Source organism: Gluconobacter sp. Dm-73 (genome assembly GCF_018256215.1).
Taxonomy (GTDB): domain Bacteria; phylum Pseudomonadota; class Alphaproteobacteria; order Acetobacterales; family Acetobacteraceae; genus Gluconobacter; species Gluconobacter cadivus.
On sequence record NZ_JAERLW010000004.1, the window covers coordinates 108,524 to 121,409 of the forward strand.

At 57.0% G+C, this 12,886-nt stretch carries 22 protein-coding genes; all 22 read left to right on the forward strand.

Going from position 1 to position 12,886, the window contains the following annotated elements; translation table 11 throughout:
• The first annotated feature begins 1 nt into the window (after window position 1).
• Window positions 2–679 carry a 30S ribosomal protein S3 gene (gene rpsC, locus JK176_RS05760; protein ID WP_011251960.1) on the forward strand — a complete coding sequence of 226 codons (678 nt, stop codon included), beginning with the start codon at window positions 2–4 and terminating at the stop codon, window positions 677–679.
• A gap of 57 nt (window positions 680–736) precedes the next feature.
• The gene (rplP, locus tag JK176_RS05765; protein ID WP_011251959.1) at window positions 737–1,153 is read left to right on the forward strand and encodes a 50S ribosomal protein L16; all 417 of its coding nucleotides are present in this window, start codon (window positions 737–739) and stop codon (window positions 1,151–1,153) included.
• The gene (rpmC, locus tag JK176_RS05770; RefSeq protein WP_062029304.1) at window positions 1,153–1,386 is read left to right on the forward strand and encodes a 50S ribosomal protein L29; all 234 of its coding nucleotides are present in this window, start codon (window positions 1,153–1,155) and stop codon (window positions 1,384–1,386) included. Before rplP ends, rpmC begins: the two co-directional genes overlap by 1 nt.
• A 13-nt stretch (window positions 1,387–1,399) precedes the next feature.
• Window positions 1,400–1,672, forward strand: coding sequence for a 30S ribosomal protein S17 (gene rpsQ, locus JK176_RS05775; RefSeq protein ID WP_211586952.1), 273 nt, complete (start codon window positions 1,400–1,402; stop codon window positions 1,670–1,672).
• Between the two features lie 12 nt (window positions 1,673–1,684).
• A complete protein-coding gene (rplN, locus tag JK176_RS05780; RefSeq protein WP_011251956.1) occupies window positions 1,685–2,053 on the forward strand; it encodes a 50S ribosomal protein L14 in 369 nt (122 codons plus the stop codon).
• A complete protein-coding gene (gene rplX, locus JK176_RS05785) occupies window positions 2,053–2,373 on the forward strand; it encodes a 50S ribosomal protein L24 (RefSeq protein WP_146859703.1) in 321 nt (106 codons plus the stop codon). Before rplN ends, rplX begins: the two co-directional genes overlap by 1 nt.
• 11 nt (window positions 2,374–2,384) lie before the next feature.
• Entirely contained in the window at window positions 2,385–2,948 is a 564-nt protein-coding gene (gene rplE / locus JK176_RS05790; RefSeq protein ID WP_099286916.1) for a 50S ribosomal protein L5, read from the forward strand.
• A gap of 132 nt (window positions 2,949–3,080) precedes the next feature.
• Window positions 3,081–3,386 (forward strand): 30S ribosomal protein S14, encoded by a 306-nt coding sequence (gene rpsN / locus JK176_RS05795; RefSeq protein ID WP_011251953.1) that lies wholly within the window; start codon window positions 3,081–3,083, stop codon window positions 3,384–3,386.
• A 12-nt stretch (window positions 3,387–3,398) separates the two neighbouring features.
• Window positions 3,399–3,797 (forward strand): 30S ribosomal protein S8, encoded by a 399-nt coding sequence (gene rpsH / locus JK176_RS05800; RefSeq protein ID WP_011251952.1) that lies wholly within the window; start codon window positions 3,399–3,401, stop codon window positions 3,795–3,797.
• Window positions 3,798–3,807: 10 nt separating this feature from the next.
• Entirely contained in the window at window positions 3,808–4,344 is a 537-nt protein-coding gene (rplF, locus tag JK176_RS05805) for a 50S ribosomal protein L6 (RefSeq protein ID WP_062029308.1), read from the forward strand.
• Window positions 4,344–4,706, forward strand: a complete 363-nt coding sequence (gene rplR / locus JK176_RS05810) for a 50S ribosomal protein L18 (protein ID WP_099286914.1) — start codon at window positions 4,344–4,346, stop codon at window positions 4,704–4,706. The genes rplF and rplR overlap by 1 nt, the downstream gene beginning before the upstream one ends.
• A gap of 11 nt (window positions 4,707–4,717) precedes the next feature.
• Complete coding sequence (rpsE, locus tag JK176_RS05815; RefSeq protein WP_099286913.1) at window positions 4,718–5,293, forward strand: 30S ribosomal protein S5; 576 nt, start codon at window positions 4,718–4,720, stop codon at window positions 5,291–5,293.
• A complete protein-coding gene (rpmD, locus tag JK176_RS05820; RefSeq protein WP_194262298.1) occupies window positions 5,286–5,474 on the forward strand; it encodes a 50S ribosomal protein L30 in 189 nt (62 codons plus the stop codon). Before rpsE ends, rpmD begins: the two co-directional genes overlap by 8 nt.
• Before the next feature lies 1 nt (window position 5,475).
• Window positions 5,476–5,964: a 50S ribosomal protein L15 gene (gene rplO, locus JK176_RS05825; protein ID WP_211586953.1), complete on the forward strand. Its 489-nt coding sequence runs from the start codon at window positions 5,476–5,478 to the stop codon at window positions 5,962–5,964.
• Window positions 5,965–6,061: 97 nt separating this feature from the next.
• Window positions 6,062–7,435 (forward strand): preprotein translocase subunit SecY, encoded by a 1,374-nt coding sequence (secY, locus tag JK176_RS05830; protein ID WP_194267932.1) that lies wholly within the window; start codon window positions 6,062–6,064, stop codon window positions 7,433–7,435.
• Window positions 7,432–8,013: an adenylate kinase gene (locus JK176_RS05835; RefSeq protein WP_194267933.1), complete on the forward strand. Its 582-nt coding sequence runs from the start codon at window positions 7,432–7,434 to the stop codon at window positions 8,011–8,013. The genes secY and JK176_RS05835 overlap by 4 nt, the downstream gene beginning before the upstream one ends.
• Before the next feature lie 216 nt (window positions 8,014–8,229).
• Window positions 8,230–8,607, forward strand: coding sequence for a 30S ribosomal protein S13 (rpsM, locus tag JK176_RS05840; RefSeq protein WP_099286973.1), 378 nt, complete (start codon window positions 8,230–8,232; stop codon window positions 8,605–8,607).
• A 57-nt stretch (window positions 8,608–8,664) separates the two neighbouring features.
• Window positions 8,665–9,057, forward strand: a complete 393-nt coding sequence (gene rpsK, locus JK176_RS05845) for a 30S ribosomal protein S11 (protein ID WP_011251943.1) — start codon at window positions 8,665–8,667, stop codon at window positions 9,055–9,057.
• A 131-nt stretch (window positions 9,058–9,188) separates the two neighbouring features.
• Complete coding sequence (locus JK176_RS05850) at window positions 9,189–10,208, forward strand: DNA-directed RNA polymerase subunit alpha (protein WP_011251942.1); 1,020 nt, start codon at window positions 9,189–9,191, stop codon at window positions 10,206–10,208.
• Between the two features lie 27 nt (window positions 10,209–10,235).
• Window positions 10,236–10,658 (forward strand): 50S ribosomal protein L17, encoded by a 423-nt coding sequence (rplQ, locus tag JK176_RS05855; RefSeq protein WP_099286909.1) that lies wholly within the window; start codon window positions 10,236–10,238, stop codon window positions 10,656–10,658.
• A gap of 338 nt (window positions 10,659–10,996) precedes the next feature.
• A complete protein-coding gene (locus JK176_RS05860; protein ID WP_194262302.1) occupies window positions 10,997–12,307 on the forward strand; it encodes an MFS transporter in 1,311 nt (436 codons plus the stop codon).
• A 379-nt stretch (window positions 12,308–12,686) separates the two neighbouring features.
• Complete coding sequence (locus tag JK176_RS05865) at window positions 12,687–12,857, forward strand: DUF1328 domain-containing protein (RefSeq protein WP_194262303.1); 171 nt, start codon at window positions 12,687–12,689, stop codon at window positions 12,855–12,857.
• Window positions 12,858–12,886 lie beyond the last annotated feature (29 nt).

Genomic DNA, 12,886 nt, shown 5'->3' on the forward strand with positions numbered 1-12,886 from the left:
CATGGGACATAAGGTCAATCCGATCGGGCTTCGGCTCGGCGTCAACCGTACCTGGGACAGCCGCTGGTACGCTGGTCAAGATTATGCGCGTCTGCTGCATGAAGATCTGAAGCTTCGTGCGTTCCTGCGTCGCAAGCTGTCCGGCGCAGGCGTGTCCCGCGTTGTTATCGAGCGTCCGGCAAAGAAGCCTCGCGTGACGATCTACGCTGCCCGTCCGGGCGTCGTGATCGGCAAGAAGGGCCAGGACATCGACGCGCTCCGCAAGGAACTGAGCCGTATGGCGAAGACCGATGTGGCGCTGAACATCGTCGAGATCCGCAAGCCGGAAATCGATGCCACTCTCGTTGCCGAGAACATTGCTCAGCAGCTGGAGCGTCGTGTTGCATTCCGTCGTGCCATGAAGCGCGCAATCCAATCCGCAATGCGTCTGGGTGCCCAGGGCATCCGGATCACCTGCGGTGGTCGTCTGGGTGGTGCTGAAATCGCTCGTGCCGAAAAGTATCGTGAGGGACGCGTTCCCCTGCATACGCTTCGCGCCGATATCGATTACGGTACGGCAACTGCCAAGACAACGTATGGTACCTGCGGTGTGAAGGTATGGATCTTCAAGGGTGAGATCCTGGCTCATGACCCGCTGGCACAGGATCGTCGTGCTGCGGAGCAGGCTCCCCAGCGCTAAGACTGTGAGCGAAAGCTCACAGTTCCTTTGCTGGTGCTGATTTGAGGATTTAACAACATGCTTTCCCCGAAGCGGACAAAGTTTCGTAAGGCCCATAAGGGCCGCATTCACGGTCTGGCGAAAAGCGGAACCCAGCTGAACTTCGGTGCCTTCGGCCTGAAGGCGCTGGAGCCGGAGCGGATTACCGCTCGCCAGATCGAAGCCTCCCGTCGTGCGATCACGCGCGCCATGAAGCGTGCCGGTCGCGTGTGGATTCGTATCTTTCCGGACACTCCGGTCTCGACAAAGCCTGCAGAAGTGCGTATGGGCTCCGGTAAGGGTAACCCCGAGTACTGGGCCGCACGTGTCAAGCCGGGTCGTATCCTGTTCGAGATCGAAGGCGTTCCGCCTGAGGTTGCCAAGCTGGCCCTGAGTCTGGGGGCTGCAAAGCTTCCGATCAAGACCAAGTTCGTTCAGCGTATCGGAGACGCGTAATGGCCGACACGTACAAGCCTGCCGATCTGCGCGCGAAGAGCGAAGATGAGCTGAATGCTCTTCTGCTCGACCTCAAGCGTGAACAGATCAATCATCGTTTTTCGGCTGCCACGGGGCAGTCGGAGAACACAAGCCGCGTCAAGGTCGTGCGCCGTGCGGTAGCACGTATCAAGACACTGGCTCACACATCGAAGAACCGTGCGGGCGCCAAAACGTCCGCCGCTAAGTCCTGAGAGGAGACGGACGATGCCAAGGCGCGTCCTGACGGGTCGGGTCACGAGCGACAAGATGGACAAGACGGTTACCGTTCTTGTCGATCGTCGCATCATGCACCCGCTCTACAAGAAGTTTATTCGCCGCTCCAAGAAATACGCGGCTCATGACGAAGAGAACGTCTGCCAGACGGGTGATCTGGTTCGCATTGAAGAATGCGCACCGATCTCCAAGCGCAAGACGTGGTCTGTCGTGTCGCGCAACGGCGAGGAGCTGGCTTCAGTATCCTCTTCCGTCAGCGCATAAGGGGGTAGGCACATGATTCATCCCGAGACCAACCTTGACGTCGCCGATAATTCCGGCGCACGTCGGGTGCAGTGCATCAAGGTGCTGGGCGGCTCCAAGCGGAAGACTGCCTCGGTCGGCGACGTCATTGTCGTGTCCGTCAAGGAAGCAATTCCCCGCGGCAAGGTGAAGAAGGGTGACGTCCATCAGGCCGTTATCGTTCGCACCTCCTACCCGGTTCGTCGTGCAGATGGCTCCGCCATCCGTTTCGACAAGAATGCCGCTGTTCTTCTGAACAAGCAGCAGGAGCCGATTGGTACGCGTATCTTTGGCCCGGTGGTTCGTGAGCTGCGTGCGCGCAAGTTCATGAAGATCATCTCGCTGGCTCCGGAGGTGCTGTAATGGCTGCTCGTATCAAAAAGGGTGACCAGGTTCTGGTCCTCTCCGGCAAGTCCCGTGGCGTTCGCGGCGAAGTGCTCGCTGTGATGCCGAAGGCCGAAAAGGCTGTTGTGCGCGGCGTGGCTATTGCCAAGCGTCACACGAAGCCCAACCGCGCAGGCGGAGAAGGTGGAATCATCGAGCGCGAAATGCCGATCCATCTTTCCAACCTGAAGCTGGTTGATCCGAAGAGCGGCAAGCCGACGCGCGTTGGCTTCCGCATTCTGGAAGACGGTCGCAAGGTTCGTGTTGCCAAGGCAACCGGCGAAGTGATCGAAGGCTGAGGAACGCAACAATGAGCGAACAGAAGAACGCTTTGCCGCGTCTGCACCAGCGTTACGAAGACGTGCTGAAGAAGCAGCTTCGTGAGCAGTTTGGCTATGCCAACGAACTCCAGGTTCCTAAGCTCGAGAAGATCGTGCTGAACATGGGCGTTGGTGAAGCCGCTGGTGACCAGAAGAAGCTTGATGCCGCTTTTGCGGAAATGACCGTGATTTCGGGTCAGAAGCCTGTCAAGACCCTTGCTCGCAAGGCTATTGCTGGATTCAAGATCCGCGAAGGTCTGCCCATTGGCTGTAAGGTCACGCTTCGTCGTGCCCGCATGTACGAGTTTCTTGACCGTCTGGTGACGATCGCCATGCCGCGCATCCGCGATTTCCGTGGCCTGCCGGCAAACAAGGGCTTTGATGGACACGGCAACTTTGCCATGGGCATCAAGGAACAGATCGTGTTTCCTGAGATCGAGTATGACAAGATCGATGCCGTTCGCGGTATGGACATCATTTTCGTGACCAGCGCCAAGTCTGATGCTGAAGCAAAGGCCCTGCTGAAGGCCTTTGATCTGCCGTTCAACGGCTGATCCATAATTTTTCAGACCGATCACGGTTAAAATCAGGATTCGGCCTTCCATTGGAAGGCCGCTTTCCTTTATAGACACGCTGATTGGAAAACCGTCGGGATAGGCCTGACAGGTTCCGGGAGAAAATTCGAGATGGCGAAGGTCTCAGCGGTAAACCGTAATAACCATCGCGCTGCCCTGGTGAAGCGCGACAAGGAAAAGCGGACCGCTCTCAAGAACATCATCAAGGATCGTACACTGTCGGTTGAAGACCGCTTTGATGCGACCCTTAAGCTGGCCCAGATGCCGCGCAATGGATCCGCGACCCGTGTCCGTCTGCGTTGCAAGCTTTCTGGTCGCCCCCGTGCCAACTATCGCAAGTTCGAACTGAGCCGTATTGCTCTGCGTGATCTTGCCTCCGCCGGCCAGATTCCTGGCATGGTCAAGTCGAGCTGGTAAAGGGTAGATCGAATGTCTTTGTCTGATCCACTGGGCGATATGCTGACCCGGATCCGCAATGCGCAGCGTGCCCGTCATGCTGTCTGCGTTGCGCCTGCATCCAAGCTGCGCGCAAGCGTTCTGGAAGCCCTGAAGCGTGAAGGCTACATCCGTGGCTTCGCTGCTGAAGAGCTCCGCAAGGGTGTTGCGCAGCTCCGTATCGAGCTGAAGTATGTAGAAGGCCAGCCGGTCATCAAGGAAATCCATCGCGTTTCCAAGCCCGGCCGTCGCGTCTACTCGAAGATCAAGGAACTTCCGCGCGTTTATGCCGGCCTTGGTGTGTCGATCCTGTCCACCCCGCGTGGCGTCCTGTCGGACGTCGAGGCTCGCGCTGCCAACGTTGGCGGCGAGGTCCTCTGCCGCGTCTTCTAAGGAGGGTCGCATGTCTCGCGTAGGTAAATATCCCGTCGAAGTTCCGGCTGGCGTGCAGGTTTCTGTTGCTGATGGCATCTTCAAAGCCAAGGGCAAGCTGGGCGAACTGACCGTTCCGGTTTCCCGTCATGTGGAAGTCAAGATCGAAGGTAGCAATGTTTCTGTTGCTCCGCTTGGTCGTCGTTCGCGTGAAAACTGGACCATGTGGGGAACCACCCGCGCTCTGATCGCCAATACGGTCAAGGGTGTGTCGGACGGCTTCACCAAGGGGCTTGAAATTCAGGGTACGGGTTTCCGTGCTGCTGTTCAGGGCTCGAACCTGGTGATGAACCTCGGCTTCTCGCACGATGTTGTCTATCCGATTCCGGAAGGCATCAAGATCACCACGCCGCGTCCGACCGCGATTGTCGTTGAAGGTAACGACAAGCAGCGTGTTGGTCAGGTTGCGCTCGATATCCGCAGCTTCCGCAAGCCTGAGCCTTACAAGGGCAAGGGTGTTCGGTATGAAACCGAGGTTCTGCGTCGCAAGGAAGGTAAGAAGAAGTAATGGCAACGCAGCAAGGATTGCAGGAACGCCGCCGTCAGCGGCTGCGCTTCCAGCTTCGTCGCAAGAGCGGCGGCCGGCCGCGTCTGTCGGTCTTCCGTTCCAGCAAGCACATTCACGCCCAGATCATCGACGATGCACAGGGCCGTACGCTCGCCAGCGCCTCCACGCTGGAAAAGACGCTTCGCGATGCTGGCAAGACCGGTGCCGACGTGTCTGCGGCCACGGCTATCGGTAAGCTGATTGCCGAACGCGGTGTTGCAGCCGGTGTGAAGACTGTCGTGTTCGATCGCGGCTCTTATCTGTATCATGGCCGGGTCAAAGCCCTGGCAGAGGCTGCCCGTGAGGGCGGACTCTCGTTCTAAGGAGATCACACATGGCACGTGAGCCAAGAGAAGGCGGCCGTGGTGGTCGTGAGCGCGAGCAGGGCGATGATCTGATCGACAAGCTCGTCACCATCAACCGTGTTGCCAAAGTCGTAAAGGGTGGTCGCCGTTTTGCGTTCGCTGCCCTCGTTGTTGTCGGTGACCAGAAGGGTCGCGTTGGTTACGGTGCGGGCAAGGCTCGTGAAGTTCCCGAGGCAATCCGCAAGGCAACCGAGCGTGCAAAACGCACGATGATCCGTGTGCCGATGAAGGAAGGCCGTACCCTCCATCACGACACGTTCGGTCATTACGGTGCTGGCAAGGTTGTTGTTCGTGCGGCTGAAGCTGGTACGGGTATCATCGCTGGTGGTCCGATGCGTGCAGTGTTCGAAAGCCTCGGCGTCAATGACGTTGTGGCCAAGAGCCTGGGAACGCGGAACCCGCACAACATGATCAAGGCAACGTTTGCTGCCCTCGAAAAGGCCAGCAGCCCGCGTCATGTTGCGTCCCGTCGCGGCAAGAAAGCTGCTGAACTGTTTGGCAAGCGCGAGCAGGGCCAGACGGAAGCGGAGGTGACAAATGGCTGAGAATGGCAAGACCGTTCAGGTTACGCAGATCGCTTCGGTCATCGGTCGTAAACCGGGCCAGGCTGAGACCATCATTGGTCTTGGTCTGCGTGGAATTGGTTCCACGCGCACGCTGGAGGACACTCCGGCCGTGCGTGGAATGATCCGCAAGGTTGCCCACCTCATCAAGGTGGAGGGTTGAAATGAACCTCAACGAACTGCGTGACAACGAGGGTTCTCGTTATCGCAAGAAGCGTCTTGGACGTGGTATCGGGTCCGGCAAGGGCAAGACGTCAGGCCGTGGCGTCAAGGGTCAGAAGGCTCGTGAAGGCGTCTCGCTCAATGGCTTCGAGGGTGGTCAGCTTCCGCTGTACCGTCGTATGCCGAAGCGTGGCTTCGTGAACATCTTCCGCAAGGAATATGCTCCGGTGAACCTCGGCGCGATCTCCAAGGCCATTGAAAGCGGAAAGCTGGACAAGGCTGCAACCGTCACTGAGGAGGCCCTGCGTAAGGCTGGTCTTGTCAACGGAAGCAAGCTGGCCGGTGTCCGTCTTCTGGCCCATGGTGACCTCTCGCATGGCGTGACCATCGAAGTTGCTGGCGCCTCTGCTGCTGCTCTGGCAGCAGTCGAGAAGGCTGGTGGTACCGTTAAGGTGCTCGAGACCAAGAAGGACGCCCAGGCTGAGGCCTGAGTTCTCTTCTCCCGGGCTTTGTCCGGGTTAGGGTTGGATAGTGAACAGCGTCCCGTGCTTATGTGCGGCGACGCTGTTTTCATGAAAGGACAGGTGGATGGCTTCCGCAGCAGAGCAGCTCGCCGCCAATCTCAATATGAGTTCGTTTTCCAAGGCGACCGAACTCAAGAAGCGCATCTGGTTTACTCTCGGAGCGCTGATCGTCTATCGACTTGGCACCTATATTCCGGTGCCCGGCGTCGATGCGACCGTGATGGGGCAGCTTCTTGCCCAGCATCAGGGTGGCATTCTGGGGATGTTCGACATGTTCACGGGCGGTGCGCTTGGGCGTATGACCGTGTTCGCATTGAATATCATGCCGTATATCAGCGCCTCGATCATTATTCAGCTTCTTTCCACGGCGCTTCCTTCCATGGAAGCGATGAAGAAGGAAGGTGAGGCGGGTCGTAAAAAGCTCAATCAGTACACGCGCTATCTTACTGTGTTTATCGCTCTTTTCCAGGCTTACGGCATTGCCGTCGGGCTTGAAAACATGACGGCGCATGGTGCGAATGCTGTGGTAGCTCCGGGAGCGTTCTTCATTGCCTCCTGTGTGGTGACGCTTGTCGGCGGGACGATGTTCCTGATGTGGCTGGGCGAGCAGATTACGTCCAGGGGTGTCGGGAATGGCATTTCCCTCATTATCTTTGCGGGTATCGTCGCCAATCTGCCGAATGCTCTGGCCAGTCTTTTCGAACTGGGACGGACAGGAGCGCTTTCGCCAATTTTTGTGGTGATTTTTCTGGTTCTGGCGATTGCTGTCATTGGCTTCATCGTCTTCATGGAGCAGGCACAGCGTCGCGTTGTGATTCAGTATCCCAAACGTCAGGTTGGGAACCGTATTTTCGGCGGTGACTCCACCCACATGCCGCTGAAGGTCAACACTGCTGGCGTTATTCCGCCAATTTTCGCATCATCCGTATTGCTGATTCCTGTGACCATTTCCGGTTTCATGAACGGTCATTCGATGCCGGGATGGCTCTCCATTCTGGGGCAGCAGCTTGGCCAAGGGCAGCCGCTCTACATGCTGTTCTATGCTGCGATGATCCTGTTCTTCTCCTATTTCTATGCGGCGATTACATTCAATCCCGAGGAAACGGCAGAGAACCTGCGGAAGCAGGGGGGATTCATTCCGGGGATTCGACCGGGTGCGAGCACGGCAACGTATTTTGACAAGATCCTGTCCCGTCTGACCGCGATCGGCGCTCTGTACCTGGTTGTGGTGTGTCTGTTGCCGCAGATCCTGATCAGTAAATATAATGTCCCGTTTTATTTTGGGGGCACGAGTCTGATCATTATCGTCTCGGTCACGATTGATACGGTCACGCAGATTCAGTCTCATCTGGTGGCGCATCAGTATTCGGGTCTGATCCGCAAGCAACGCAGTCGCGGAAGCCGTGGCGGAGTGCAGGGAGGCACGAGGCGTCGATGAACATCATTCTTCTTGGGCCGCCCGGAGCCGGTAAGGGAACGCAGGCCAAACGGCTTGAAACCCTCTATGGCTTCAAGCAGATTTCCACGGGCGATATGCTGCGCGCTGAAGTGGCCGCTGGTTCGGCAATTGGCAACGAAGCCAAGGCGATCATGGAGAAGGGACAGTTCGTTCCAGACCCGATTATCGTTGCCATGATTCAGAACCGTATCGCACAACCGGATTGCCAGCGTGGATTCATCCTTGATGGCTTTCCCCGGACAGAAAGTCAGGCCGAGGCGCTCGATGCGATGCTGTCTCTGCGTGATCTGACAATCGGTGCGGTCATTCTGCTGGACGTCAACGAAGACGAACTTGTGGAGCGTATCGCCAGTCGCAGAGGCGAGGACGGAACGCGGCGTCCGGACGACAACCCCGAGGTCGTCCGTGCGCGTCTTGACGTCTATCGCAAGCAAACCGCTCCGATCCTTCCTTATTATGAGAAAGCCGGGCGTCTGCTTCATGTTGACGGTATGAAAGACGTTGAAAGCGTTGGCGAAGCGATTGATGCCATCGTCACAGGCGCGGCAAAAAACTGAGTTTCAGACAGATATCACGAAAAAGTGATCTCTATTATTTGACTCAGGTGGGGTGGGCAGTCTATTGCGCGCCCTCGACATAGGTGTAGCCAAACTGTTCGTGCGTCTGCCGGAATCGGTAGGCAGCAGGTTTGGCTACAAGATCATCGACCTGGCCATGGCTGGGGATATAACAGTCTGAAGCGGCTCCGGGCCGTTTCAATGGGAGTAACAAGCGTGGCACGTATTGCCGGCGTAAACATTCCGACCAACAAGCGGGTCGTCATTGCCCTGCGTTATGTCTATGGCATCGGTCCGGCGACAGCGCAGTCCATCTGCACGAAGCTCGAAATTCCCGATGCCAAGCGCGTCAACGAGCTGTCTGACGACGAAATCGTCAAGATCCGCGAACTGATCGATTCCGAACTGCGCGTCGAAGGCGATCTTCGTCGTGAAACCGCAATGAACATCAAGCGTCTGATGGACCTCGGTTGCTACCGTGGCCTTCGTCACCGTCGTGGCCTCCCGGTCCGCGGTCAGCGTACGCACACCAATGCCCGTACCCGCAAGGGCAAGGCTGTGGCGATTGCAGGCAAGAAGAAGGTTACGCGCTAATCCGCGCCTGATTTTTTTCATCGACGTTTTGCTTAAACTTTTAGGACGACCTCTCTCATGGCGAAGGCCGCTGCTCCGCGTATCCGTAAAAAGGAACGCAAGAATATCATTTCCGGTGTTGCTCACGTGCTCTCCACGTTCAACAACACCATGATCACCATTTCTGACGCACAGGGCAACGCGATTGCTTGGTCGTCGTCGGGTGCGCAGGGCTTTAAAGGCTCCCGTAAGTCCACGCCGTATGCTGCTCAGGTCGCTGCAGAAGATGCCGGTCGCAAGGCACGCGAGCATGGCATGGAAACGCTTGAGATCGAGGTCTCCGGTCCGGGTTCGGGGCGTGAAAGCGCGCTTCGTGCTCTTCAGGCCGTAGGGTTCAACATTACGTCCATCCGCGACATGACGCCCGTGCCGCACAATGGCTGCCGTCCCCGGAAGCGTCGTCGCGTCTGAGTGATGCTGTGCTGCGTATCGCGTGCGATACGCAGCATCTGTAAGTGATTGCATCTTTTACCGCACCGATGGTGCGGGCCCAGGTGCCGCCAATCCCCTTGGCGTGCTTCGTTGTTTGAAAGGCCACGACCTTGGTTCTCCAGAAAAACTGGCAGTCCCTCATCAAGCCGGAGAAGCTTGAAGTCGAGCCCGGACCGGTTGCCTCGCGCATCGCCACTGTCGTGGCCGAGCCTTTGGAACGCGGCTTCGGCATGACGCTCGGTAATGCACTGCGTCGTATCCTCCTGTCGTCGCTGCAGGGTGCTGCCGTGACCGCCATCCAGATCGATGGCGTGCTGCATGAGTTCTCCGCCGTGCCGGGTGTGCGTGAAGACGTCACGGACATCGTCCTGAACGTCAAGCAGCTTGCTCTTCGCATGCATGGTGAAGGCCCCAAACGCATGATCCTGACGGCCACTGGCCCGGGCGAAGTGACGGCTGGCCAGATCCAGGCAGGTCATGACATCGAGATCATGAATCCCGATCTGGTGATCTGCACGCTCGATGACGGCGTGAAGCTCGGCATGGAATTCACCGTCAATATGGGCAAGGGCTATGTTGCAGCAGCAGCAAACCGTCCCGAAGATGCTCCGATTGGCCTGATTCCCATCGATGCGATTTATTCGCCAGTCCGTCGGGTTTCCTATAAGATCGAGCAGACGCGTGTCGGTCAGGTCACTGACTATGACAAGCTGCTGTTGACAGTTGAGACCAACGGTGCGGTGACACCCGAAGACAGTCTGGCTCTTGCAGCCCGGATTCTTCAGGATCAGCTGCAGCTGTTCATCAACTTTGATGAGCCGCGTCCGGTCCAGCATGAAGAGCCGCAGGATGACCTGCCGTTCAACCGCAATCTTCTCCGCAAGGTTGACGAACTCGAGCTGTCGGTGCGTAGCGCCAACTGCCTTAAGAACGACAACATTGTTTACATTGGCGATCTGGTGCAGAAGTCCGAACAGGAAATGCTCCGTACGCCTAATTTCGGGCGCAAGTCGCTCAACGAGATCAAGGAAGTTCTCACCGGTATGGGGCTGTCGCTCGGCATGAGCGTCCCAGCCTGGCCGCCCGAGAACATCGAGGATCTGGCCAAGCGTCTCGACGAGACGTTCTGAGAACTTTCAAGGTAAGGAAAACTAGCAATGCGTCATGGTGTGAGCGGGCGTAAGCTCAATGTCACCTCTTCTCACCGCGCTGCCATGTTCCGCAACATGGCCGTGGCTCTCATCAAGCACGAGCAGATCACGACGACGCTCCCGAAGGCGAAAGAACTTCGCCCGGTCGTCGAAAAGCTGATCACGCTCGGCAAGCGTGGTGATCTGCACGCCCGTCGGCAGGCCTTCGCGCAGCTGCGTGACGATGCCGTCGTGACGAAGCTGTTCTCGGCTGTCGCCGAGCGTTACAAGGGACGTGCCGGTGGCTACTCCCGCGTTCTGAAGGCTGGCGTGCGTTATGGCGACAATGCCGATATGGCCGTGATTGAACTGGTCGATCGCGATGTCGCTGCGAAGGGCCAGGACAGCGGACCGAAGCAGAACGTTGCTGCGGAGCAGGAAGCCGCCTGAGGCTCCTGTTTTTGAAGCATTAAAAAAGGCCGGGGCAGGAATGTCTCGGCCTTTTTTGATTCGTGGTTTCTTGGTCACGTAAGTGTGTGATATGTAGTCAGCACTCTTTGCAGAATCTTTCCTGTCTCTTTCAGAGGCAGTCTGAATTTCCGCTCCTTCACAAGGCGCGGGTTCTCCCTTTTGAAGAATGCTCCGTCGTTCTTTTTCATAGGGGCTGCATCATTCTGAGAAACAGGCCCGAGCACTCTCGTAGGGCCTGCCACGACGCATCGAATATGTATCCCGGCAATGAGGCCCGGATGGGTTCGTGATGCGTCCAGCGTTTGGAGAGCGTTATAATGTCTGAATCTTCCCCTCCAAAACATGGGTTGGCGGAAACCCTTGGAATACCCAGAGCCCTGTTCTGGGCGTTCGTGGGACAGCTCCTGTTCATGGTCGGTGATGGTGTGGAGGCGGGGTATCTCGATACCTACATGCTCCATCATGGCCATACGCAGGGTTTCGTGAATGAAATGTTCACGTTTTATGGCATCACCGTGATGATCGCCGCCTGGTTCTCCGGGCCTCTGTCGGATCTCATGGGACCGAAGAAAGTCATGTGGCTTGGTCTCATTCTGTGGAGCGTGCTTGAAGTCGGGTTCCTGGCTCTGGGACTTGGGCCAAACAGTGGGCCGATGATCCTGCTGTTCTATACGCTGCGAGGGTTTGCATACCCGCTGTTTGCGTATGGCTTCCTCGTCTGGATTGCTGCTGCAACGCCGACAGCCATGCTGGGCTCGGCCGCGGGCTGGTTCTGGTTTTCCTTTTCAGCAGGTCTGCCCACTCTGGGATCGCAATTCGCACGCTTTGCCATTCCGGAAATTGGCGAACTTCGCACCTTCTGGTGTTCCCTGGGGCTTGTGATTCTGGGTGGTCTTGTTGCGCTGCTGTTCACGCATGAACCGACGGGTAAGAAACGCCTTCTGCCGGACCATATTCCGACCAAGGATATTTTCTTTGGCTCCATGAGCATCATGTGGCGTGAGCCGAAGACGCTGATCGCGGGTATCGTTCGCGTGATTGATACATCTTCGGAATATGCGTTTCTCGCAATCATGCCCGCGTTTTTCGTGGATCATCTTGGCTTCTCCCTTGCCCAGTGGCTGAACCTCCTGTCGCTCATTTTCCTGAGCAACATCTTGTTCAACCTTGTCTCGGGCATGGTGGCCGATACGCTTGGACACCGGTTTGTCGTGGCCGTTTTCGGTGGGATCGGTGGTTTCGTAGCCATTCCGCTGTTTTATTATGTGCCGCTCTGGTTTCCGGGAAATTTCTGGGCCGTGGCCGCAGCAGGAATTTTCTATGGCGCGACCGTCGCGGCTTTCGTGCCGCTGTCAGGCTTAATGCCGCAGATCTGCCCACGCGAGAAAGCAGCGGCACTGTCCATCCTTGGTCTGGGCGCCGGTGCGTCCACATGGGTCGGACCGGCTGTTGTTGCTGGTTGTGAAGCGGTTTTCGGACCGGGCATGCAGTATGTGATCTGGACGTTTGCGGTGATCTATCTGCTGTCTGCCGGGATGACGATGGCTCTGACCATCTCTCCTGAAGCGCAGCGCTATAATGAAGAAGCCGCACGTCGGGGCGAAGATGCTCCGGCAGTCGGTCACTGAGTGGACGGTCTCATTCAGATCATCCCTTAAGTGTTCTGACGATGTAAAAGAAAAGGCAGTCCGATAGCGGACTGCCTTTTCTTGTGTTGGGAGGATGTCATGGCGGGAAGAAGATTTACGAACACGGATTCGGAGCGCTTGCAGCCCGGGATGATCGAGAGTTCCTGTAAAAGCGCGCTCGTAACAAAAATTTCTCGGGTAACAAAAGAAACGGAAGCACTTGTCAGTGATCTGATGGTGGATCAGCCACTCTTCTGGCTGTTGGCCGCATCTTTTATCGGGTTTTTCCTGGGAAAGCGTCTTTTAAGAAGAAATTAAACTTCCGCACGTGCGTGACGTTACGACATGACCACGAACTCTTGGGCAAGGAACTGCCGTCATGCTGCACTACGCGATTGTTTTCTTCATCATTTCCATCATCGCCGGCGTTTTCGGTTTCTCAGGCATCTCTGCCGCCACAGCAGGCATTGCCAAACTGTTTTTCATTCTCTTTCTGGTTCTTGCGGTGCTGGCCATTCTCGCAGGTGTGGCAGGACTGCACGCGCTCTGATCACCTGATACGATGCTGATATGAAGAGG

Bases quoted from the DNA above. Each gene is read 5' to 3' on its own strand.
- rpsC (WP_011251960.1), top strand. From the start codon at position 2: ATGGGACATAAGGTCAATCCGATCGGGCTTCGGCTCGGCGTCAACCGT.
- rplP (WP_011251959.1), top strand. From the start codon at position 737: ATGCTTTCCCCGAAGCGGACAAAGTTTCGTAAGGCCCATAAGGGCCGC.
- rpmC (WP_062029304.1), top strand. From the start codon at position 1,153: ATGGCCGACACGTACAAGCCTGCCGATCTGCGCGCGAAGAGCGAAGAT.
- rpsQ (WP_211586952.1), top strand. From the start codon at position 1,400: ATGCCAAGGCGCGTCCTGACGGGTCGGGTCACGAGCGACAAGATGGAC.
- rplN (WP_011251956.1), top strand. From the start codon at position 1,685: ATGATTCATCCCGAGACCAACCTTGACGTCGCCGATAATTCCGGCGCA.
- rplX (WP_146859703.1), top strand. From the start codon at position 2,053: ATGGCTGCTCGTATCAAAAAGGGTGACCAGGTTCTGGTCCTCTCCGGC.
- rplE (WP_099286916.1), top strand. From the start codon at position 2,385: ATGAGCGAACAGAAGAACGCTTTGCCGCGTCTGCACCAGCGTTACGAA.
- rpsN (WP_011251953.1), top strand. From the start codon at position 3,081: ATGGCGAAGGTCTCAGCGGTAAACCGTAATAACCATCGCGCTGCCCTG.
- rpsH (WP_011251952.1), top strand. From the start codon at position 3,399: ATGTCTTTGTCTGATCCACTGGGCGATATGCTGACCCGGATCCGCAAT.
- rplF (WP_062029308.1), top strand. From the start codon at position 3,808: ATGTCTCGCGTAGGTAAATATCCCGTCGAAGTTCCGGCTGGCGTGCAG.
- rplR (WP_099286914.1), top strand. From the start codon at position 4,344: ATGGCAACGCAGCAAGGATTGCAGGAACGCCGCCGTCAGCGGCTGCGC.
- rpsE (WP_099286913.1), top strand. From the start codon at position 4,718: ATGGCACGTGAGCCAAGAGAAGGCGGCCGTGGTGGTCGTGAGCGCGAG.
- rpmD (WP_194262298.1), top strand. From the start codon at position 5,286: ATGGCTGAGAATGGCAAGACCGTTCAGGTTACGCAGATCGCTTCGGTC.
- rplO (WP_211586953.1), top strand. From the start codon at position 5,476: ATGAACCTCAACGAACTGCGTGACAACGAGGGTTCTCGTTATCGCAAG.
- secY (WP_194267932.1), top strand. From the start codon at position 6,062: ATGGCTTCCGCAGCAGAGCAGCTCGCCGCCAATCTCAATATGAGTTCG.
- JK176_RS05835 (WP_194267933.1), top strand. From the start codon at position 7,432: ATGAACATCATTCTTCTTGGGCCGCCCGGAGCCGGTAAGGGAACGCAG.
- rpsK (WP_011251943.1), top strand. From the start codon at position 8,665: ATGGCGAAGGCCGCTGCTCCGCGTATCCGTAAAAAGGAACGCAAGAAT.
- rplQ (WP_099286909.1), top strand. From the start codon at position 10,236: ATGCGTCATGGTGTGAGCGGGCGTAAGCTCAATGTCACCTCTTCTCAC.
- JK176_RS05860 (WP_194262302.1), top strand. From the start codon at position 10,997: ATGTCTGAATCTTCCCCTCCAAAACATGGGTTGGCGGAAACCCTTGGA.
- JK176_RS05865 (WP_194262303.1), top strand. From the start codon at position 12,687: ATGCTGCACTACGCGATTGTTTTCTTCATCATTTCCATCATCGCCGGC.